The organism is Halobacillus sp. 12SKB (assembly GCF_052941655.1).
In genome coordinates this window covers 674801-696855 of record NZ_JBRFWR010000001.1, presented here as the reverse complement: position 1 = coordinate 696855, position 22055 = coordinate 674801, and the positions used below count along the sequence as shown (strand labels likewise).

Sequence of the window (22055 nt, the reverse complement as noted above, 5' to 3'; positions counted from 1 at the left end):
TTCTTATCTGAGTAAATAAAGAAGATACAAATCGAATTTAGATAGGGCGGCCGTCCCTGCCCACAACAACATGTGCCAAAAAACAACACCGACCCAGATCCAGCCAATTTTCGTCTTGGAGAGCCAGGAAATACACTTCACCTGATACCAGATGATGAAAAGCTGGAAGATGGAGATGGCTCCACATAAGTAAATAACCCAATCAATGCTGGTAAAATAAGAGGCGATTACTCCAAAAGAAAAGGGTGATACGTACCAATCAATCCCGGCATAAACCATTAGCGGGATCCAGGTAATCCGTTCGATCAGCATAATCAGTAATACATTCATCTGCAGAATGAAGAGTTTTTTATAAGACACGTTGTTGAACAACCAGAAAAAGAACGATGAAATGAAAAGCGTGAACAAGAATAAAAGGATGGCGAAACCAGCGCGTCCAATTAAGAACCAGGCTTTCCTCATTTCATATTCGACTCTGTTCAGGTCAGACATGTTGGCAGAAATTGCATCCGTACCGAGACCAAGCCACGCTGTCCAGACATATGTAAGAATCGTTAAACCTAGTAAAAAGAATAATAGATTCCAAACGTTTTTGAGCCGTTCCGCTTCGTTCAGTTTGAACAAATGGTCTTCCCGGCTTGTAAATAGCTTTATTAAATGAATCGAGTATGTCATGCGTTCCATCCTTTTATATAGAAAATAAAACTCTCTGTCTTATTCTAACGGAAATTGTCAGTTGTTGCTATAATTACCTTGTAAACTGTTTGGAAAAAGTTAGGTGAATAAACCCTGATGTGTCTTTTCAAATAAGCTCCCTATTGTGGAAGACTCAGTTTCAAGACGATTGTGTGGTTCTAGGGGCTCCGGGAAAAGGTTCGTCTTGCTCCATCATCCAGACACGATTCCGCATTTGAACACTTTCCATGGGGCGGGCGGTGAGCCTCCTCAGGCTACGCCTTCCGGGGTCAAACCTGTCCCGCACGTCCTTTTAGTTATCCGGTTCCGACGCCTAGCGGCTAGTGAGACTTCCCTCGCTTCTGTACGATAAGTCAACATCGAATCGCTACGCTCTCCGTGTTTCCTTTATCTCCGCCAGCTCAGTCCAGTCCATACGCCGTTAACCAAGGCGCACCCACACTTAAAAATAGGAGTCTCACTGTTTCCCTCCGCCCCTTTGCCATGGGAGGTTCTCGAAACTACTTCTAAAAAATCGGTTCGTATGATTGAGGAAAGTGGATGATTATAACACTTCCAGAGTACGTAAAAGCTTGATCCAGAGCACTTTGCACCTTTAACAGTTGGATAGTAGGGGCTTCTAACTTTGTACAGGGGGGCGTTTCTCACTTACATCGAAAGGGGTGGTTGGGAAGCTGCGAGACTCCCGCGGGAATGGATGGACTGGCAAGACCCCACAGTGCGAAAGCACGAGGAGGCTTGCCGTCATCCCCGCAGGAAAGCGAGTAGCTACCCAGCCACCCCTGACGCCCAACAAGGCAACGAACCCCGGAAATTCTCGGAAAATGAGTATTCTACAGTCCTTCCAAACTCTTTAGTAATACAGAGCCAAAAATAAAGCACGGTGCTGGATGCACCGTGCTTTTTATTCAGCCTTGAGAAGGCGCGGTCTGGTAGGGCGGGTCTTGATTTTTCGCTTTGAAGAATAGTGCTCGATCTTTATAAAGGAAGATCATGGATAAAACGAAAGCGAACAGGTCAGCAAGAGGGAAGGCGAGCCACACGCCTGTCACTCCAAAGAAGTTCGGCAAAATTAATACGAGCGGAATTAAGAACAGCACTTGGCGCGCCATAGACAGGATCAGCGCAGGTTTTGCCATTCCCAATGCTTGATAAAGCCCGCCACTGACGACCTGGGCCCCGATTAGAATAGCGAGAGCAAACATGATTCTGATGGCATATGCTCCTGTTTCGATGGTCGCTTCATCTCCTGTGAAGATGTTCATCAAACCTTCAGGGAAGGCCATCATCAAGATGAAAATACCCGCAGAGATGATAGTAACGACTTTCATACCGAGCATGACCGTTTCTTTCAGGCGGTCATAATTTTGGGCACCGTAATTATAGCCGATAATGGGCTGCATGCCTTGAAGAACACCGATCATTGGCATGATGGTGAACATCGCAAGCTTCTGGACAATTCCGAAGACGCCTACTTCAAATTCACCGCCGAATTTAATGAGCATCAAGTTGATGGCGATCATCATCCCGCTTCCTGATACTTGTCGGATGAAAGCAGGCATCCCAATGGTTAACACTTTCCGGATGACAGACCATTGTGGCTTCAAGTAGGAAACCTTGACCGCGAGTGAAGATTTCCCTTTTAAGAAGTAATTCAAGACAACGATGGTTACGGTCGCCTGGGAAATAACGGTGGCCACAGAAGCTCCCTGCACACCCATATCCAAGCCGAAGATGAAGATTGGGTCGAGGATCATGTTCAAAACAGCCGGAATGATCATTGTAATCATCGCAAACTTGGAATTTCCTTCTGAACGGATGATGCTGTTCGTCGTAAAGGCGAAAGAGAAAAAGAATGATCCAAGCATGATGGGGAACAAATAATCCGTTGCATAAGGCATAATGTTATCGGTTGCTCCGAACAGTTTCAGCAAAGGCTCAAGAAAAGTGAAGGCTCCAATGAAGCCGAAGCTTGAGACGACGACAATTGTAAAAAGAATGTTGCCGAAAACCTGGTTGGCTTCTTCCTGTTTGTTTTCCCCTAATCGTCTGGAGATGACCGAAGCACCACCAATACCGACGGCTGCGGCAATGGCCATGATGATCATCATCACCGGAAAGCCGATGCTGACACCGGAGACGCCTAATATCCCGACGCCACGTGCGATGAAAAGTGTGTCAACGACATTGTACAAAGCCATAACGAACATGCCGATCATGGCAGGCACGGATAAGTTCGTTAATAACTTCGGGATGGGTTGGGTCCCTAACCGCTCACTTTGTTGTTTCATTTGTCTTCGCTCCTTGATGTTTTAGGTTTCAAGTTGGCCTGCATCTTCTTCAGCCAGGAAATCATGACTTGTTGTTCTTCTTTCGACAGCCCCTGGTTCGCTTCTTCTTCAATATCAGCAACGATTTTTAGAATGGTAGCATACAAATCTAAACCTTTATCTGTAAGCTTCACAAGCTTTGTCCGTTTGTCTTTTTGGCAGGACCTTTTCATGATGCGTTCATGCTTCAACAGTGTTTCAATCAAGCCGTTCATTGATGATGCTTTAATATGCAGCTGTTTTTGCAGGTCCGTTTGGGATTGCTCGCCCGCTTTGGCAAGAAAGTAGATGACCTTCGCCTGCGAGTGGGTCAACCCGAACTCTCCTAATCGCTGGTTATATATATTTTGTAAGAAGTGTGCGACCATATTGATGTTGTAACCTAAATTTTGATCTATATTTTGCTTCATATTTACTTAGCCCCCTAAACAAATTATAGTATAATACGACTTCGGTTAGAAGTAAACGAAAGTGTCTCACGGGTAAGGAGTTAAGGCAGTTTTATGAACTTTTCAATGGCTGCTTGAGCTTTTTACCATTAAACTCAATTGCATCTGCTGCTTTATAGTAAAATAAAGGAAAAAGATGAGGTGGTCGTTATGGTTCAATCATTAAAAGCGCATCCGAAATCGTTTTATGGAGGCGTACTGTTTATTGCTGCCTTACTACTTTCAAACTTTTCCATTCAGAAGATGGAAGTGACGGGAGAAGTGCCGCCGCTTCTTGTGTTAGCGACGGTCATTGACATCATGATTGTTCTTCCGGTCGTTCTTTTCTTATTTGTTCTCCGGAGAAAGCCGACATTGTCATTGCTTGCCCCTCTTTGGCTTTTAGGAGCGGGTTTTGTCCACTGGATTGTCCCCGCGTATGCTAAAGAACACCTGCAATACATGAATGTCTCCATTATCCTCGTAGAGGCAGGTTTCGTTCTCCTGGAACTTTATCTCCTTGTTATTTTCATCAAGAACCTGAAGGTGTGGAAGCGGAGTTTCAAATCTTCCATCCACACATGTCCGCATTTACTTTCAAGAATTTCTACAGCGAACAAGCAAACGTTTGGAGATTATCCCAAGTTGGAAAGGCTGATCGGAGTGATAGCAACAGATGCATCTGCGATCCGCTATGCCTTTTTTCCGCACCTGGATCATAAGCCGGAAGGTGACCAGACTTTCAGTTACCACAAAAAGAGTGAATACTTCGGTGTTTTTCTCATGCTTGTTCATGCGATGCTCATAGAAATTATTGCTGTCCACGTCATGCTTATGCAGTACAGCCACACCATGGCTTGGATTGCGACCCTCCTTGATTTTTATGCGCTCGTCTTTCTAATTGCTGACTACCAAGCGATTCGTAAAAGTCCTGTCATCATCCAGAATAATCATCTTCATTTTCAAAAAGGGCTTCGCTTTCACATGACGGTCCCATTAGAAAAAGTGACAGAGATTCGCTGGTATGAAGGGGAAACATTGCCTGAGGAACGTCATTCCTTTACTTTGCTGCTTGCTGGCTTTGAAAAGGTGCCTCCACAGTTGGAAATAAGATTGAACGAAGCGGTGGAGGGGTATCGTTTATTTGGTTTTAAACGTAAAGTGAAGGACATTTACCTGACCGTCGATGAGCCGGAAAGGTTTTTCCAAACTTTAAATGAAGCACGACTGGTTTCAAAGGGAGATATTTAGTCAATTATGATAAGAGGAAGGAAGGGATTCTATGCCTCGTTATCAAAGTGGAATCTTTATCTATAATGGAAAAAAGGACGAAGCAGAGATTGAGACAGCTCTTTCACAAGTATTGCCGGCCTTGAGTAAAGAGGTGAAAGAGTTAAAGGTCATCCAAACGCTATCTTTGGATGATTTATATGGAAACTGCCGGCATTACGGACCCGAGGTGGATGTTTTTTTCATCTTCGGCGGGGATGGAACCTTGCATGAAGTCATCAATTGTCTGGCACCGATGGAAAAACGTCCGGTGATCGGTGTGCTGCCAGGAGGCACGTGTAACGATTTCAGCCGGGTGTTGGATACACCTCAGCGGCTCAATCAGGCGGCCGCATCCATCATTGAAGGGGAAGAGGTTTCTGTGGATGCAGGGAAGACCGAGGACGATTATTTTATAAACTTCTGGGGCATCGGCCTTGTGACACAAACCTCCTTTAATATTGATGAAACCCAAAAGAACCGTTTCGGGGTGCTGAGCTATTTCATGAGTGCACTGAAAACGATGAATCAAGCCACACCTTTTCATTATAAAATGACTGTGGACGGTGAAGAAGTAGATGGTGAGGCGGTGATGATCCTTATTATGAATGGACAATTCATCGGGACGAGGCGTGTCCCTGTCCCTACCATCAACTTACAAGATGGAAAGTTTGACGTACTTGTTGTGAAAAATTCAAACTTGACGTTATTCCGTGAAATCATGACGATGGGTCGTCCACAAGCCGATCAGAGTGAATTTCAAGAGATTTCCCACTATCAGGGCGAGAAGGTGAACATCGATGTTGAATTTAAGCAGGATGTGGATATGGATGGGGAAATCAAAGGGAAGACACCTGAAAAATTGGAGGTGCTCCCGGGTCATTTTACCTTCTTAAGCGGAGGACCGAACGCGCTGAAGAATATGGACAACCCTTAAGGAAACCGTGAATTTGCGGAAAAGGGATGGTTTGACAGTTAGAATTTGTTAAACTTATACTATCTTTATCTTTTGTAAAGGATGGGCGAACGTGATGAACGAACAAGAACTGTACCGCAAGAAAAAACAAGACCCTTCATTGAAGCTTTTTGTCGTATTAACAAAAGCTCAGCGCACCATCGCAGATTTAGTGAAGGATGATATCCAACGATATGAATTGAACCCGACGGAATTCGGAGTGCTTGAGCTCTTGTATCACCAGGGAGATCAGCCACTGCAGAAGATCGGAGAAAAGATTCTGCTTGCAAGCGGAAGTATCACTTATGTGGTGGACAAGCTTGAGAAAAAGGAATACTTGAAACGCGTGCCTTGTCCAAACGACCGACGTATTACTTATGCGTCCATTACCGAAAAAGGACGGGACCTGTTGAACGGTATCTTCCCTGACCATTGGAAAGAGATTGAATCCATCATGGATGGGCTGACGGATGAAGAGAAGAAGGATGCCATCGAACTGTTGAAGAAACTTGGGAAGTCTGCAGAATCTAAAAAAGAGTAGCGACTTTTCTGACAATCCGATATAATAGAAGTAATTCTAAAGACAAAGGAGGGTATGAAGATGTTACAGATGCACGTGCTTGACTATCAAATCAACTATGTACGCCGTGCAATTATTCATGATTCAGCTGTCAAAGGGACACGTCTGTCCAAAATGGCATCTGAATAGTGGAGCAATGTAGCGTCTCATACCTGATTATTCACAGATAAAAGTCAGAGGTAACGGGACCTCTGGCTTTTTTTGTGTTTTCAAAAAGTCTTTAGGAGGAATTTTCAATGATTATTACATTAAAGAATCTATATAAAATTGTCGGTGGCGAAGTATTATTCGAAGCTTTGAATATGGAAATTAAGTCCGGTCAGCGTGTCGGGCTTGTCGGTCGTAATGGCAGTGGAAAGTCGACCCTTTTTCGAATCATCACAAAAGAGGAATCGCTGGATGGTGGCGATCTTTTCATTCAAAAAGGAGCAACCATCGGGTATTTGAAACAGATTCCATCTGATTGGACGGGGACGGGGAGAGAGTTCTTGGAGCTTGCTTTTACCGAGCTCGTTTCAATGGCTGAACAGATGAAAGAATTAGAAGAGGATATGACGAACCCTGATAAAATGGAGAAAGCTATTGCCGCATATGGAGAAATACAGGAGCGTTTTACTCAGCGTGGTGGATACGAAATGGACGTCTCCATTAAACAAGTAGCGCACGGGTTGAATATCCATCATTTGCTCGATCATTCATTTTCAAGCTTGAGCGGTGGAGAAAAGACGAAACTTGGTCTTGCCAAGTTGTTACTCGAAGACCCTGGCGTTCTTTTGCTTGATGAACCGACGAACCATTTAGATCTACAAGCGATCGAATGGCTGGAAGATTATTTGCAAGCCTACGACGGGACCATTTGTGTCATCTCACATGACCGTGCATTCCTTGATCACATCGTGACAGACATTATGGATTTAGAATCCGGAGAAGTGGATACGTACAAAGGCAACTACACCGCTTTTGAGAAGCAAAAAGAAGAGAAATTGCTTGCTGAATTTCATCAGTATGAAGAACAACAGAAGAAGATTAAAAAGATGAAAGAGGCCATACGAAGATTGAGGCAATGGGCGAATGAAGCCACACCACCGAACCCTAAGCTTTTCAAAAAAGCAAAAAGTATGGAAAAAGCGTTAGAACGGATGGAGAAGATCGATAAGCCGGTGATCGATCCTAAGAAAATGAACCTCTCCCTTGAGGCGGATGGCCGGACAGGGAAAGATGTATTCACTATTGAATCGCTGAAGAAGCATTACGGAAGCAAAACAATCCTGGACGGTGTTGACCTCCACGTCCGTTATCAGGACAGAATTGCGATTGTCGGAGCCAACGGTAGTGGGAAATCCACACTCTTAAAAATTTTATTGGAAAAAGAAACACCAGACGCTGGCAAGGTCAAACGAGCACCTTCCATTAAAGTTGGTTACCTTCCGCAAAACCCTCTGCAGGAAGCCGATCGCGATCAGCGGATGATCGATCACTTCAGAGATCACATCCGGGTGACGGAAGGGGAAGCACGACACAGGCTTGCTGGCTTCATGTTTTATGGATACGACGTTTTTCGTAAAATCCGCCATTTGAGCGGTGGAGAACAGATGCGTCTGAAGCTTGCAATCTTCATGCATCAGGATATTCAGGTCCTGATCCTGGATGAGCCGACCAACCACCTTGATGTGGAATCCCAGGAAGTTCTTGAAGAAGCGCTCAATCAATTCACAGGAACGGTCATCGGAGTTTCCCACGACAGGCATTTCCTGGACCAGTGTTTTACTCACACTGCTTTTCTTGTGGATGGGAAACTTCACCGATATATCGGTACGTATGAAGAAACGAAGAAACATTGGCACGCCCTTTTAGAAGCGCGGTTAGAAGAGCAGATGGTAAAGCGTGAAAAAACAGCTAAACCAGAAACGGCGCCCATGATAGCAGAACCAACCATCGATTGGGAGAGGGAAATCGGTCGTCTTGAACAAGAGATCTCGACGATCGATCAACAGATGCAAAATGGTGAGGATGTAGAAAAGTTAATGGAACTCCAACATCGTAAAGATGAGTTGGAAAAAGACTTAGAATCTCTATACGAAAATTGGATGGAAGCGCAGTGTTGATCCATCCATTCTTAGAAAAGGGCAGGAAACGAATATGTTTCCTGCCCTTTTTGGTAACCGATATATACGAATCCACACCTATAGGATGGAAATATGTTTAGAAGGATCGCCTCTTTTTTCGCGGTAATAGTCCACGAGGGCGTCGGTATATGAGAAAAGATCGGGACAAAAGATGTCTGAGGAAGCGAGGTCCATTTCTGACTGATGGTTGTCGTAGTCTGCACTACAGAGAAAATAATCAAGAGCTTCCCTTTGAATGCCTAAAACTTTTCGTAAAGGACGTAACTTCAATGATTGGTTAGCAAGCCCAAGCGGCAAGGTGAAACGAGGGTGCTTGTCCGCATACACATAACTGAGCTGTTCGTAGATTTCTTTTGCTGTGTAAGGGTTGGGGTCTGTGAGGTGGTACGTCTTTCCGTCACTTCCAGGGTGATGAGCAAGGTAGTTTGTCGCTTCAATGACATAATCCTGCGGCACAAGGTTGACACGTGCTGTTCCTTTTCCGAAGTAAGGGAGAACGGGAAGATTTCGTAAAGCGTCTACTAAATTCAATATAAAATAAGGCCCGTCGAATTTAGCGGTGGCACCCGACTTTGTATGTCCGACAACAATCCCGGGGCGGATGATCGTTGTCGGAATATCTTTGCACATCCGTTGAACGAGATTTTCAGCTTCGTGTTTCGTGTATTCATAATGATTTTTAAAACCATTCCCATGGGTGAGGTCCGTTTCATATACGACGCCCTCCCGTTTTCCTGAAACATAGGCGGTGCTGAAATAAATATAACGTTCCAACTGCAGGCATTGGGAAAGCCAGCGGTTCACTTCTCTTGTACCTTGTACATTGACCTTCCATGCCGGCATAAGAGGCACGGCTAAATCATAAAGAGCAGCAAGGTGGAAAACGTGGGTTACCTCTTGTAGTAAGAGCGTGGATGTCGCAGATGACATTCCCAACCCCTCTTGAGTAATGTCCCCTTGAACGAGTTCTATTTTTTCTGTATTGACCTTTTGGCAATTTTTCCATGTCTCCATCTGATTTTTCGCTTGTTTTTCCATAGAGGGAAGGTAAAGAAGATAAATTTTCTCTATGGAATTCCTGCTTCTAAAAAGGTCTTCAATCAATGCGGTAGCTAAATATCCTGGAAATCCAGTAAACAAATACGTGTTAGACATGATCCTATCGCCTCCGTAATCCGTTTGATTACCTTTTCGTGATGGGGTATTGAACTTCCTTCTTTTGCCTATTCACTTGTTTATCTTGTAAAAGGAGGGGAAAACATAGGGGAGTTACAGATTTTTTGGGAGGTTATCAAATGAAAGTTCTCGTTATTGGAGCGAATGGTAAAGTAGGAAAACATATTGTCGATAAACTCGTAGAAAACGAACACACCCCCTATGCAATGGTCCGGAAGAAAGATCAAATTCCTCAATTTGAAGAAAAAGGCGTTGAAACGATACATGGAGATCTGATGAGGGACTTTGAACATGCTTTCAAAGGAATGGATGCCGTCATCTTCGCGGCAGGGTCCGGGCCTGATACAGGCGCAGACATGACCATTGTCATCGATCAGGAAGGGGCAATCAAGGCAGCGGAGCATGCAGAAGCCAATGGCGTGAAGCGGTACATGATGTTAAGTTCCATCGGAGCAGACCGTGCAGAAGAAGCGCCCGACGACTTCAAATTTTATCTTTACGCGAAACGACGTGCGGATGAATACTTGAAGAGTACCGATTTGGATTATACGATTGTCCGCCCCGGCGGTTTGACCAACGATGCAGGAACAGGGAAAGTGACGCTACAGGAACGCACAGATCAAGGAGAGATTCCACGAGAAGATGTTGCCGCAACACTTGTCCACCTTCTGTCTGTAGAAGGTTCCATCCACCAAAGCTACGACCTCATCAGCGGCGACACTCCGATTGAAGAACTATAAAAAAGAAGGAGCCTTGTGCTCCTTCTTTTTTATCGTTTATTAAAGTTTATGGCAGGTTTGTGGAAGACTTAGTTTCGAGACTTTCTGGGGTTCGTTGCAGGGTTGAGCGCCAGGGGCGGCCGGGAAGCTACTCGCTTTCCTGTGGGGGAGTGCCGAGCTTCCTCGGACTTCGTCCTGCGGGATCTCGCCTATCTCCTTTCTCCCACGGGAGTCTCGCAGCTTCCCAACCACCCCTTTCAGAAGGAGAGAAACGAACCCCTGTACTAATTTGGATGGTCTTCCACTATGCAACTGTTAGAGGTATAAGGCGCTCTGGATGAAGCATTTATGTGCTGTGGAGGTTTTATAACCCACTTCCGATAATCATACGGGCTGACCTTTTAGTAGTGGTTCGAGAATCTTCCATGGCAAAGGGGCGGAGGGAAACGGTGAGACTCCTATGGGACGTGTGGGACAGGTGAGACCCCGGAAGGCGTAGCCTGAGGAGGCTCACCGCCCGCCCCATGGAAAGCGAACCTTTTCCCGTAGCCCCCAGAACCACGCTATCGTCTCGAAACCGAGTCTTCAAGAAAAGGGAGCGTTTATGTAAAAGGGGTGTGATGAAAATGACAGAACCGTGACGAAAAATGAGCGAATTTTAATGAGGAAATAGGTTTAGGTGCTGTGAGAACGGGTATAGAGTTTCTAGACAGAATTGCAATAGACACAAGGAGGGGGAGCTTTGGGTAACCCGGAAGTGATCGTGTACACAAGTCGGAACTGTCACTATTGTGAGAAGGTACTAGGAACATTGGAAGATTGGGAAATTGATTATGAAGAGCGGAATGTATCAGAGAACCGTGACCATTTCAGAGAACTACAAAGAAACAACATTTACGGTACACCCGCTGTATTTATAGATGGAGAAAAAATTCTCGGTTATCAAGAACGTAAAATGAAACAGAAGCTGAGAATAAAAGAAAATCCTCAGTATATAAGAGCTGACTCCATGAACTTTTCCTAATGGTTTCGACAAGTGATGATCATCACTTGTTTTTTTTGTCCAAAACCATCAATAATCCAACGATCCATCGCTTTCGTTTCACTTTTTCAGGTGCTATTTCATAGGCTGAAGTATCATACATTAAAGGTGGAACATTCATGTACCCATATAACCCTTACTATTATTATAATAATGGCTGGTATCGGTATCCTTCCAGTCTTCCTTATGATCAGATGAATTATCAGCAAATGTCCAATAACCAGGGAAACGTCTGGGGTTATACCCCGTACAATCAAGCCATGTATGGTTTTCAAAATCCATATGTGAATAGTTACGACTATACAGGTTATACTGAGACCGGGAATCAGAATTCTTCCTTCAACGTCGGTAACATGTCCAAAGGCGTCATGAGTTATTTTCAAAAAGAAGACGGCCAGATCGACTTCGACAAAATGATGTCGACCACTGGTCAGGTTGTAAAGACCGTAAAGGATGTCAGCCCAATTGTTAAAGGGATCGGGACATTCGTTAAAGGCATCAAGTAAACCGCGCGCTATTCATTTAGCGCGCATTTTCTTTAGATAAAGTTAATGTAAATAGTTGTTCTGTTTTTTCGATGGGCAGAAGGGGAATCCTTTACCTTTTCAAGTTCTAAACAGAGCACTTCTTTTTTTGTACAACAATAGTCCTTTTTTTGTGTAAAAGTTGGAAAATGATTGTGGTACAATGTTTCGCATAACGAAATAAATGATAGGGTGGAGGCGTAGGAACATGAATATCGGGTGTTTATGTATTCACGGATACACAGGGAGTCCGGATGAAGTCCAGCCCCTCGTCGACTTTCTGGAAGCACGGACGGATTGGGAAATTGCCAACCCTACGCTTCCGGGGCACGGGGAGGACCTGGACCTTGAAGGACACTATTATCAAGAGTGGATTGCTACAGCAGAGCTCGCTCTGCTGGATCTCATGAAAAGACACGATACCATTTACATTATCGGCTTTTCCATGGGGGGAATGATCGCCGCCTACTTAACTGCAAAGTATCATCTGGATCGTTTGGTCCTTCTATCGGCGGCCGGCAAATATGTCAGTCTCCCGCAGATGTATAAAGATATTCTTGGAATGGTCGCGGATGCCTGGAACGGTGTACTTGCGGATAATGAGCTTTTTCTCAGGTACCAGAAAAAAATGAAGGATACGTACCTTTTTTCTACTTTCGAATTTATGAAGTGCGTGCAATTCACACGGCCTTATTTACAGCAGGTCCGCTGTCCTGTGCTCATCATTCAAGGCGAGCTGGATGGAATGGTGCCAAAGAAAGCAGCTTTGTATTTGGAGGGAGAAATTCCTTCAGAAGAAAAAGAGGTCATTTTCTTGAAAAAGTCGAAGCACTTGATTTGTCATGGGGATGACAGCGACGAATTATTTGATAAAGTGATGGATTTTGTAAGTCAACCATAGGGGGAAGAGAAACATGAATAATAATCGTGGACAACCCATCCAGACACCTTTTTATTATGGATGGGTTGTTGTTGTGATTGCAGGTTTGAGTGTATTCTTTTCAGGACCTGGTCAAACCTATTCCATCTCCATTTTTATTGATTATTACATAGAAGATTTCGAGTATTCACGGTCGTTGGTCTCTGGAATTTATTCAGCGGCTACATTGGTAGCGGGGATCACATTATTTATGATGGGGCGCCTCATTGACCGTTTCGGGCAGCGGGCGATGATGGTTACGATAGGTTCCTGTTTAGCATTCGCTTTGTTTTGGAATGCTTTTCTGGTCGGGCCGATCATGATGTTTTTCGGTTTCTTTATGATTCGTTTATTCGGGCAGGGGTCGATGACTCTGATTCCGAACACACTTGTACCGCAATGGTTCATAAGGAGAAGGGGAAGGGCGCTCAGCATTATGGCGATTGGTGGATTTGCCAGTTCTGCTTTGCTGCCACCGCTGAATACATGGCTGATTGAATTATTCGGTTGGAGGGTGACCTGGGGCTTATGGGGAGGCGCACTTTTGGTTCTTTTTGTTCCATTGTCCTTCATCTTCGTCCGCAACAAACCCGAGCACATCGGGGAAGTGCCGGACGGGACGCCGAAACCGATCAATGGGAAAGAAGTAAAAAACCCGAACGTTGAGGTTAATGAAAAGAGTTGGACATTGAAAGAAGCCATGGCGACGAGAGCCTTTTGGTTTATTTTGTTTTGTGTCACCGTCCCGGCTCTTGTAAACACGGCGGTAACCTTTCATATGGTTTCGATCATGGATTTAAGAGGGCTGGATACAGGGGTAGCAGCCATGGTACTGACTTTAATGGCTGTGGTTGGATTTCCTGTTACATTTGTCAGTGGGTATCTGGTCGATCGTTTCAAGGTGCATTATATTTTGGCCATCACGTTCTTTGGCCACATCTTAACGTTGATCATCCTTTTGTTCACAAATTCATGGTGGATGGCGGTTGCTTTTGGCGTGTTCTGGGGCTTTGTTAATGGCTTTGAGCGAATCGTATTGAATATCGTCTGGCCGAATTATTTTGGTAGGGAACACCTTGGTAGCATCAAAGGGCTTGCACAAACAGTTATGGTCGTTGGGTCAGCGCTTGGGCCGCTGCCGTTCGGTTTGTTCTTTGACTGGCTGGGAGGTTATCAGGAAGTCATTCTGCTGACGATTCTTTTTCCAGTAACAGCAGGTGTTCTTGCGTTACTGTCACCTCAACCAGAATATGAGGATTATCACACATAAGAAAAACGTCAGAGGTTACACACCTCTGACGTTTTTTTAGTCTTTAAAGAATGCGATGACGAGCCCGCCTTCTCCTGCATAAGTGGAAATTAGGGGGCCTGTCTCCATAAAGAGAGAATCTTTGAAATTATATCGTTCCTTGATTGAATGCAGTACTTTCTTCCCTCGTTCCTCATCGTTACAGTGGGACATCGCAATGACGCGGTCTTCAAGGTTGGACGCATACTCACCGATCTGCTCAACGAAGCGGCGCAGGGATTTCTTATTGCCTCGTACTTTTTCCGTCACTTCGACGGCGCCTTCATCATCGCTCGCTTTCATGAGGAGTTTGATGTTCAAAGTCTTGGCTATAGCCCCTTTGACTTTATCTAGTCTTCCGCCTTTAATGACATTTTCTAACGTTTTCAAAATGAAGAGCGTCGTTGTTTTCTCGATTCGCTCCTCCATATGGGAGACGAGCTCTTCAAAGGAGTATCCTTCTTCCATGCGTGCCGTTGCTTCATTCACTAGCAGTGCAATACCACAGGAAGCGGTTTTCGTATTGAGGACAGCGATTTTACGGTCCGGTTCTTCTTCAAGGAGCATGTCCCTGCCCATGACAGCACTCTCATAGGTGCTGCTAAGACCTTGGGTAAGGGCAAGCACAAGAATTTCATCGCCTGCGTCCATCTGTTTGTATTTTTCATAAAAATCATTCGGGCTTGGAGAAGAAGAACGAGGAAGTTCCTCGGACTGCTTTAATTTTTCATAAAACGTAGGCAAATCGATTGTTTCCCCTGTTTTATAGTGTTCGTCTCCGAAATGCAAATTTAACGGGACATAGTGGATGCTGTGTTTTTCCATCATTCCAAGAGGCAGATCGCCGCCTCCATCTATGATCAGTTGTATCGTCATTCCTTCACCTGCTCTCTTAAATTCTTCGTACTGTTGGGGGAATTCCCCCCTGCTTATTCCGTATTATATCAAATTTAGTGGTTGATTAACGTTCTGTTTCATGAGTGAATTTCGGTTTTACCTTTTTCATCGTACTCAGAATGAACATCATCAGCCCGAAAATCACAATTGATCCACCGAGCCATTGCGTCCAAGTGATTCCTTCATCCAAAATCCAATAAGCTAAGATAGAAGCCCCGACCGGTTCGACGAGCACAGCCATGGAAATCGTCGAGGTGCTGAGCCACTTCAATGTCCAGTTGAAGAGCGTATGACCGAAGAAGGTCGGGATGATTGCCAGACCTAAGAATATAAGCCACTGATCACCGTCGTAACCGGTAAATGAATAACCGAGAGCCAGGTTATAGATAAAAAGTGTGCCCGCTGCCATCCCATAAGCGATGAACGTATAGGTCATGATGGACTGACGTTTTCGTAAGTTTTGACCCAGCAGGAAATAACCGGTGACGGTAACAGCACCAAGAAGGGCCAGCAGATCACCGAACAAAGCCGTACCGCTGATTTGAAAGTCGCCCCACCCGATGATTACGCTCCCAGTCAATGTGATGATAAGACTGAGTATGGCTCCGATGGTGAATCGCTCTTTGAAGAAGAGATAGGTGCCCATAAAAGCAAAAACCGGCTGAAGAGCGACGAGCACGACAGAACTGGCCACGGTCGTATAACTTAAAGACTCAAACCACAAAATAAAGTGGAAGGCGAGGAATACACCAGATAATATCGCGAGTATCCAATCTTTCTTATTCGTTTGTTTTATTTCATCGAAATGTTTCCATAATACATAAGGGGCCATAATTCCGACTGCAATCATCAGGCGGTAAAAAGCGATCATCGCAGCTGGTGCATCTCCTGCGAGTTTGACGAAAATCGCGGAAGTGGAAATGGAAAGGACGCCAATAAACAAAATAATATATGGTTGAACTGGAGGCTTTTCCAAGCGAGCCCTCCTCTGGTGTACGTCAGTTTTTCCTCATTTTATCATTATTACGTTTGAAAAGCATAGCCGAAATGTGTAGAATTAACTATGTTATATGTGTTATGATGAATGAATCTATCAGGCAGATACCAGAGAAGCCTCTCCCGTTTCCTGTGGCAGAAGGCTTTTTTTACATGTATATAGGTAGAAGATTTAAACAATAAAGGAGTATGAAATTACTGTGACAACATTTCAATCACTAGGATTATCAAAACCTATCCTAAAATCATTAGACGTTATGGGTTTTGAAGAAACAACACCAATACAAGAACAAACGATCCCTCTAGGACTAGAAGGGAAAGATGTTATTGGTCAAGCTCAGACAGGTACGGGAAAAACGGCTGCATTCGGTATTCCGATGCTCGAAAAAATCAACAAGCAAGTGAAAGCCGTTCAAGGACTTGTCATCGCCCCGACAAGGGAATTGGCTATTCAAGTAGCAGAGGAGCTTAACCGTTTAGGTAAAGGAAAAGGCATTCGTGTCCTGCCAATTTACGGTGGATCGAACATGGAGCGTCAAATCCGCGCCCTGAAAAACAACCATATCGTCGTAGCAACACCAGGACGTTTGCTTGACCACATCCGTCGCAAAACGATCAAGTTGGAAGAAGTTCACACAGCAGTCCTTGACGAAGCAGATGAAATGCTGAACATGGGCTTCATCGAGGATATTCGTGATATTTTGAAGGCACTTCCGGAAGAGCGCCAAACATTGCTTTTCTCTGCGACAATGCCGAAAGAAATCCGCGACATTGCAACGACGTTGATGAACAACCCGGAAGAAGTAAAAGTGAAAGCGAAAGAAATGACGGTGGAAAACATCGAGCAGTTCTTCGTTGAAATTCCTGAGAAGCACAAGTTCGATACACTGACACGTCTTCTTGATATCCACGATCCTGCACTAGCGATCGTTTTCGGTCGTACGAAGCGTCGTGTTGATGAAGTAGCTGACGGGCTTCAAGCACGCGGCTTCAGTGCAGAAGGTATCCATGGCGACTTGACGCAAGGAAAGCGTATGTCCACATTGAACAAGTTCAAACGCGGACGTATCGAGATCCTTGTTGCAACAGACGTTGCTGCACGTGGTTTGGACATTTCTGATGTATCTCACGTGTACAACTTTGATATTCCACAGGATCCTGAGAGCTACGTCCACCGTATCGGTCGTACAGGACGTGCCGGCCGTAAAGGGAAGTCCATTTCCTTCGTAACCCCTCGTGAAAAAGATCAGCTTCACCTGATTGAAAAACTCACGAAGAAGAAAGTGGAACGTCTGAAAGTTCCTTCTTCTGAAGAAGCGGCTCGCGGGCAACAAAAAGTTGCTGTTGAGAAGTTAGCAGAAACGATCTCAAACAACGACTTGAAAAACTACAAGCAGGCAGCTAATGAACTGCTTGAACAGTATGAGTCTACAGACCTTGTAGCTGCTGCGCTGAAAATGATGACAAAAGAACGCAGTGAAGTACCTGTCCGTTTGTCTTCTGTTCAACCGATCAGTGTGAAAAACGCACAGCGTGACAAGAGTAAGAAAAAAGGTGGCTACCGCAAAGGTGGAGGCGGTAAGCGCAACTTCAACAACAAGAATAAATCCCGCAACCGCAACTTTAGCGGCAAAGGCGGCAGCAAGCGCGGCAATTACCAAAGCAAAGGTCGCAGCTAATAGAAGGTTATTGAAAAGATCAGTCCTCTTTATGAGGGCTGGTCTTTTTTTGCTAGTGCTAATAGTCATAGACCTGTACAGCGGCTCGGTCATTGATCAGAGGGTATTAAGCTTTTATCGGTGGGTATTGAGTGTTTATCAGTGACTTTCAAACGTTTATTGGTGGGTTTAGCGATTTTTTCAGTAGGTTTAGTGTTTTTATCGGTGGACAATTCTGCGAGATAAAAAAAGACTCCACCCCGGAGGGTGAAGCCGTTATATGCGGTTTACGAGGGCGAACAAAGCCAGGAAAATGATGATTCCCCAGAGAATGTACTTCCCTGTGTTCTTTCCTCCATATTTTCTTTTCTGCCATCGATTCGGGTCGAAAGAAATGTCATCACTATCGGAACGCGAATGGCGGGTGCGTACTTGCCATAAAGAGAAGCGGCGTGCATTTTTCAGGATAGCGGGTGCAATGGCAAACCCGCCAATCAGTCCGAATAAGTGACCGAAAATATTAATGTTTGGCCGTGCGAAAGTCATAAATAAACCAATAGCAAAAATGGCAAGAATGATTTGCGAATTGGCTGTATCAATTAAATGTTTCCGGTTCATGACCATAAATAGGTAAACGCCGAAAATACCGAAGATGGCTCCTGAGGCTCCGAGGTGCCAATAATAAGCATCTGGATTAACGATAAACGTACCGAGGTTTCCGGCGATGCCGGCAAATAAATACATCAATATAAATTTTCCTTTTCCTAACATCTGCTCAAGGGCTGGTCCGAAGAGGACGAGGGAAAAGGAGTTGAACAGGGCGTGGGTGAAATCTCCGTGTAAGAAAATTGGTGTGACAAGACGCCAATATTCACCGTTCAAAATCAGGGCATTCATCCCAATGCCCCATTCCTTCAAGTCAACAGCAAAGCCCAGCTGAAGAAAATCCATCAACAGCCATAAGGCGAAATGAAGGCCGACGAGAAATGAAACAATCGGATAAAATCGTATGAATTCTTTAAAACTCTCCGTTCGTACAAACATGACTAATCTCCTTTTTTACGTTCAAGATTAAGGTGGGTTTGAGTCGTTCGCTGAACCCCATTCATGATCGCTGAAGCGACTTAACGGCTTTCTTGTTTAAGGCACGTGCATAATGTTTAGTGGACTCCTATTATAATGTAATCCGTGCCGCTTCCTCGTATTCTTTTTTACCGTGAAAAGATTCGGGTATACTGTTCATAGATTGTTAATGAAAAGGAAGATGAAACGTGATTAAAGGCATTGGTGTAGATATCATCGAATTGGATCGTATTAAACAAAGTATAAAGCGAAGAGAGCGCTTTGTTCAACGAATACTGACTGAAGAGGAGCATCATCGTTACGAAATGTTGAACGAAAAAAGAAAAGTAGAATACCTGGCGGGGCGGTTTGCAGCGAAAGAAGCTTTTGCCAAAGCGACAGGTACAGGGATCGGAAAGCTCGGTTTCCATGATGTTGAAATTTTATCAAATGAAACGACGGGGGCCCCTATGATGAAGGCGAAAGGGTACGATCGCTATCAGGTGTGGGTGTCGATCAGTCATAGTTCGGAGCATGCCATCGCTCAGGTGGTGTTGGAAGAGTGCTAGGGAGGTATAGGAGGGCAGACATATTTACATAGGTTGTCTCATAACATTGTAATGCGGGTAGGAGGGAACGAATTGGATATTGTTACCGCACAAGAAATGTACGAACGGGATCGAGTGGCCATGGAAGCCGCTGGACTGGATGGGAAGATGCTCATGGAGAATGCCGGGAGAGCGGTTACGTATGACTTGCTCCGCCACATTCAAAAAGAGCATGCGATTGTCGTCCTGATAGGTGCTGGCAATAATGGCGGCGATGGTTTCGTCATTGCCAGGACGTTGTTGAACCTTGGATACGATGTGGAGGCTTGGCAAGTCGTTCCGGACGCAAAGATCACTGGAGATGCAGAAGCACACAAGAGGATATTCCAAGCTTCTGGTCACCCGTACAGACTATTGAAGAGTTCGGAAGACTTGAATACTTCTTTATGTCGTGCAGATGTATGCATCGATGCGATGCTTGGGATCGGAGTGAACGGGCGGCTGAGAGAGCCCTACGCGGATGTAGTCCGCCTCTGTAACGAGAAATCAATCCTAAGGCTTGCTGTCGATCTGCCTTCGGGAGTTCCTGCTGATGAAGGTGGGGAGGATGTTGAGGCTTTTCAAGCCCATTACACCTCGATCATCGAAGCGCCGAAGCAAAGTGCCTTTTTGCAGCACACACAGCCATACTACGGCGAATGGTCGGTCGTGGAAATCGGGCTGCCACCCAAACGACTTCCTGATTACCGAAGGAGGCTTTGGGGTGAAGCTGATGTCAAAAGGACCTTGCCTGATCGGGATGCTCATTCGCACAAAGGGTCGCACGGAAAAGGATTGATCATTGGAGGTTCTCGCTTGATGCCTGGTTCTGTCGCGATGACAGCGAAAGCTGCTTTGCGAAGCGGGGCAGGCTTAATTGCGGTATCCACGGATCCTGAAGCGATCCCTTCGATATCTCCCTATGTGCAGGAAGCAACTTTTGTAGAAGGAAAAGAGGGAGGACAAGTTCCTGATCTGGAAGGGTATGATGCTATCGCTGTCGGTATGGGGTTAGGTCGAACCGCTATGCAGAAAACGGTGGTGGAGCGGCTGGTCCTAGAAAAAGAAACCCCGTTACTCGTGGATGCCGATGGGTTGTACCTTTTAGATGGTCTCCTTCAAGAGTTGGAAAAGAGGGAAGCTCCAACCGTTTTAACACCTCATCCTGGTGAATTCGCCCACTTGACGGGCCTCTCCATCAAAGAGGTCTTAAGCGCTCCTTTTTCCTATTCAAAAGAATTTGCTGAAGAGCACGGTGTGTACCTTGTTCTGAAAGGACCTTCGACGATCATTACAGGTCCTGATGGTGAACAGCGGGTGGACATCTCAGGAAATGCAGGCCTCGCCAAAGGTGGGAGCGGTGATGTTCTCTCTGGTATTCTGCTAAGCCAGATGATGCAGGCAGAAGTGATGGATGCTTTAAGCAATGGCTGTTTCCTTCATGGATCGACGGCTGATTTACTAGTGCAGGATGGACATTCGAAGGTTGACCTACTCGCCTCTGACGTCATTGAAGGTTTATCCCGGACGTTCCGTACATTTTCTTCTTGATCCATATCATACGTTCCCTTTGTCCTTAAGTAGAGACAAAGGAGTTGAGTCTTATGCAAAGACGTTTTCTGATCCTGTTGTTCAGCCTGTTCGTCTTAGGTGCTTTGACAGCTTGTGGCTCACAGTCGAAAGAAGATGTCGTCAAAAAGCTTGAAAAACAGTCGGAAGAAATGGCTGGATATAAGACCGAAGCGAATATGAAGATGCGTACAGGGAAGGAAGAACAGAAATACAACATTCAAGTGTGGCATAAAAAGGATGATTTTTACCGCGTGAAACTTCAAAATGATCAGGATGAAAAAGGAAGTCAGATCATCTTGAAAAACGACAGCGGCGTGTATGTTTTGACACCTGCCTTGAACAAGAGCTTCAAGTTCCAAAGCGAATGGCCTCAAAACACAAGCCAGCCTTATCTTTATGCTTCACTGTTGAATGATATCAAAGCGGATCCGGATGCAGAGTTCAATGCTTCCGAAAACTACTTTGTGTTCAAGACGAAGACAAACTATCAAAATAACAAGACCCTGCCGTTCCAGGAGATTTACTTTGATAAGAAAACGTACCATCCTGTAATGGTGAAAGTGTTCGATCAGGACATGAATTCTCTTGTAGAAGTTCAATTCGCCAACTTCTCTAAAGACGATTCGATGAAGAAGGAAGACTTTGACGTCGATAAGAACATGGCCATGGCTCCGACAGAAGCCCCTGTTGCGAACATGGAAGGGGAAGAGCTTGAGGAGGTCCTCTACCCACAAGAGACGTTTGGTGCTGAACTTGCAGATGAACGTGAAGTGAAGACGGAAGAAGGAAAACGATTCATTATGACCTACGCAGGTGATAAAGACTTCACATTGGTCCAGGAAAAAGCGGAAGTTCAAGCGGCAAGCGCTCAATACTCTGTCCAGGTGAATGGTGACCCTGTCCAGCTTTGGGATGGAGTTTTTGCAGCCTTTGAACACAATCGTCTGGAATGGAACCATAATGGAACGACCTATCAACTCGCGAGCAATGAATTGACGCAGGATGAAATGGTAGCTGTCGCAAGCTCCATCAACACAGCTGCGATGGTGAAATAAACTTGGAAGGAGCAGGCTTAACGGTCTGCTTTATTTTTTGGTCTTCCATCACTCGGCCGCCCCAAAGTTTACCCCCCTGACTCATGAGAGAGTGTGTGCTTTCTTGAGAATCAATCAACAAATTCCCTGCTCTTTCTATGATATTTGACACTGGCTTCTTCCTCATTCAATAATAA

Annotated in this window: 20 protein-coding genes; 13 read left to right on the top strand and 7 right to left on the bottom strand. The window is 45.0% G+C overall.

Annotated elements, in window-relative coordinates; genetic code table 11:
* Window positions 1-3: 3 nt before the first annotated feature.
* The 3 genes from ACQ4XT_RS03440 to ACQ4XT_RS03430 all read right to left on the bottom strand — a co-directional run bounded on the left by ACQ4XT_RS03440 (window position 4) and on the right by ACQ4XT_RS03430 (window position 3436).
* On the bottom strand, window positions 4-684 hold the full coding sequence (locus tag ACQ4XT_RS03440; protein ID WP_446852510.1) for a hypothetical protein: 681 nt from the start codon (window positions 682-684) through the stop codon (window positions 4-6).
* Between the two features lie 920 nt (window positions 685-1604).
* Window positions 1605-2987, bottom strand: coding sequence for an MATE family efflux transporter (locus ACQ4XT_RS03435; protein ID WP_446852509.1), 1383 nt, complete (start codon window positions 2985-2987; stop codon window positions 1605-1607).
* Window positions 2984-3436 carry a MarR family winged helix-turn-helix transcriptional regulator gene (locus ACQ4XT_RS03430; RefSeq protein WP_446852508.1) on the bottom strand — a complete coding sequence of 151 codons (453 nt, stop codon included), beginning with the start codon at window positions 3434-3436 and terminating at the stop codon, window positions 2984-2986. The genes ACQ4XT_RS03435 and ACQ4XT_RS03430 overlap by 4 nt, the downstream gene beginning before the upstream one ends.
* Window positions 3437-3625: 189 nt before the next feature.
* Between ACQ4XT_RS03430 and ACQ4XT_RS03425 the strand changes: the two genes are divergently transcribed.
* From ACQ4XT_RS03425 to abc-f, 4 genes are all read left to right on the top strand, one after another.
* Entirely contained in the window at window positions 3626-4705 is a 1080-nt protein-coding gene (locus ACQ4XT_RS03425) for a hypothetical protein (protein WP_446852507.1), read from the top strand.
* Between the two features lie 31 nt (window positions 4706-4736).
* Window positions 4737-5660: a YegS/Rv2252/BmrU family lipid kinase gene (locus ACQ4XT_RS03420; RefSeq protein ID WP_446852506.1), complete on the top strand. Its 924-nt coding sequence runs from the start codon at window positions 4737-4739 to the stop codon at window positions 5658-5660.
* Window positions 5661-5754: 94 nt separating this feature from the next.
* Window positions 5755-6219: a MarR family winged helix-turn-helix transcriptional regulator gene (locus tag ACQ4XT_RS03415; protein ID WP_226594371.1), complete on the top strand. Its 465-nt coding sequence runs from the start codon at window positions 5755-5757 to the stop codon at window positions 6217-6219.
* 275 nt (window positions 6220-6494) lie between these two features.
* Complete coding sequence (gene abc-f / locus ACQ4XT_RS03410) at window positions 6495-8363, top strand: ribosomal protection-like ABC-F family protein (RefSeq protein ID WP_446852505.1); 1869 nt, start codon at window positions 6495-6497, stop codon at window positions 8361-8363.
* A gap of 78 nt (window positions 8364-8441) precedes the next feature.
* On the opposite strand, the gene ACQ4XT_RS03405 is transcribed toward abc-f, so the two are convergent.
* Window positions 8442-9539, bottom strand: coding sequence for an SDR family oxidoreductase (locus ACQ4XT_RS03405; RefSeq protein WP_446852504.1), 1098 nt, complete (start codon window positions 9537-9539; stop codon window positions 8442-8444).
* A gap of 140 nt (window positions 9540-9679) precedes the next feature.
* Between ACQ4XT_RS03405 and ACQ4XT_RS03400 the strand changes: the two genes are divergently transcribed.
* The 5 genes from ACQ4XT_RS03400 to ACQ4XT_RS03380 all read left to right on the top strand — a co-directional run bounded on the left by ACQ4XT_RS03400 (window position 9680) and on the right by ACQ4XT_RS03380 (window position 14034).
* On the top strand, window positions 9680-10300 hold the full coding sequence (locus tag ACQ4XT_RS03400) for an SDR family oxidoreductase (protein ID WP_446852503.1): 621 nt from the start codon (window positions 9680-9682) through the stop codon (window positions 10298-10300).
* A 721-nt stretch (window positions 10301-11021) separates the two neighbouring features.
* Window positions 11022-11303: a glutaredoxin family protein gene (locus tag ACQ4XT_RS03395; RefSeq protein WP_226594187.1), complete on the top strand. Its 282-nt coding sequence runs from the start codon at window positions 11022-11024 to the stop codon at window positions 11301-11303.
* 137 nt (window positions 11304-11440) lie between these two features.
* Window positions 11441-11827, top strand: a complete 387-nt coding sequence (locus ACQ4XT_RS03390; protein ID WP_446852502.1) for a YppG family protein — start codon at window positions 11441-11443, stop codon at window positions 11825-11827.
* A gap of 226 nt (window positions 11828-12053) precedes the next feature.
* Window positions 12054-12746 (top strand): alpha/beta hydrolase, encoded by a 693-nt coding sequence (locus ACQ4XT_RS03385; protein ID WP_446852501.1) that lies wholly within the window; start codon window positions 12054-12056, stop codon window positions 12744-12746.
* 13 nt (window positions 12747-12759) lie between these two features.
* Window positions 12760-14034 (top strand): MFS transporter, encoded by a 1275-nt coding sequence (locus tag ACQ4XT_RS03380; RefSeq protein WP_446852500.1) that lies wholly within the window; start codon window positions 12760-12762, stop codon window positions 14032-14034.
* Window positions 14035-14070: 36 nt separating this feature from the next.
* Here the strand turns inward: ACQ4XT_RS03380 and ACQ4XT_RS03375 are convergent, their stop codons facing one another.
* Together ACQ4XT_RS03375 and ACQ4XT_RS03370 are read right to left on the bottom strand one after the other, a co-directional pair.
* Window positions 14071-14928 (bottom strand): DegV family protein, encoded by an 858-nt coding sequence (locus ACQ4XT_RS03375; RefSeq protein WP_446852499.1) that lies wholly within the window; start codon window positions 14926-14928, stop codon window positions 14071-14073.
* An 85-nt stretch (window positions 14929-15013) separates the two neighbouring features.
* On the bottom strand, window positions 15014-15925 hold the full coding sequence (locus ACQ4XT_RS03370) for a DMT family transporter (RefSeq protein ID WP_446852498.1): 912 nt from the start codon (window positions 15923-15925) through the stop codon (window positions 15014-15016).
* A 220-nt stretch (window positions 15926-16145) separates the two neighbouring features.
* Between ACQ4XT_RS03370 and cshA the strand changes: the two genes are divergently transcribed.
* Window positions 16146-17624: a degradosome RNA helicase CshA gene (cshA, locus tag ACQ4XT_RS03365; RefSeq protein WP_446852497.1), complete on the top strand. Its 1479-nt coding sequence runs from the start codon at window positions 16146-16148 to the stop codon at window positions 17622-17624.
* Window positions 17625-17879: 255 nt separating this feature from the next.
* On the opposite strand, the gene ACQ4XT_RS03360 is transcribed toward cshA, so the two are convergent.
* Window positions 17880-18647 carry a rhomboid family intramembrane serine protease gene (locus tag ACQ4XT_RS03360; protein ID WP_446852496.1) on the bottom strand — a complete coding sequence of 256 codons (768 nt, stop codon included), beginning with the start codon at window positions 18645-18647 and terminating at the stop codon, window positions 17880-17882.
* 227 nt (window positions 18648-18874) lie between these two features.
* Between ACQ4XT_RS03360 and acpS the strand changes: the two genes are divergently transcribed.
* The 3 genes from acpS (at window position 18875) to ACQ4XT_RS03345 (ending at window position 21879) form a co-directional block, all read left to right on the top strand.
* A complete protein-coding gene (acpS, locus tag ACQ4XT_RS03355; protein ID WP_446852495.1) occupies window positions 18875-19234 on the top strand; it encodes a holo-ACP synthase in 360 nt (119 codons plus the stop codon).
* Window positions 19235-19306: 72 nt separating this feature from the next.
* Entirely contained in the window at window positions 19307-20803 is a 1497-nt protein-coding gene (locus ACQ4XT_RS03350) for an NAD(P)H-hydrate dehydratase (protein ID WP_446852494.1), read from the top strand.
* 53 nt (window positions 20804-20856) lie between these two features.
* Window positions 20857-21879: a LolA family protein gene (locus tag ACQ4XT_RS03345; protein ID WP_446852493.1), complete on the top strand. Its 1023-nt coding sequence runs from the start codon at window positions 20857-20859 to the stop codon at window positions 21877-21879.
* Window positions 21880-22055: the final 176 nt, after the last annotated feature.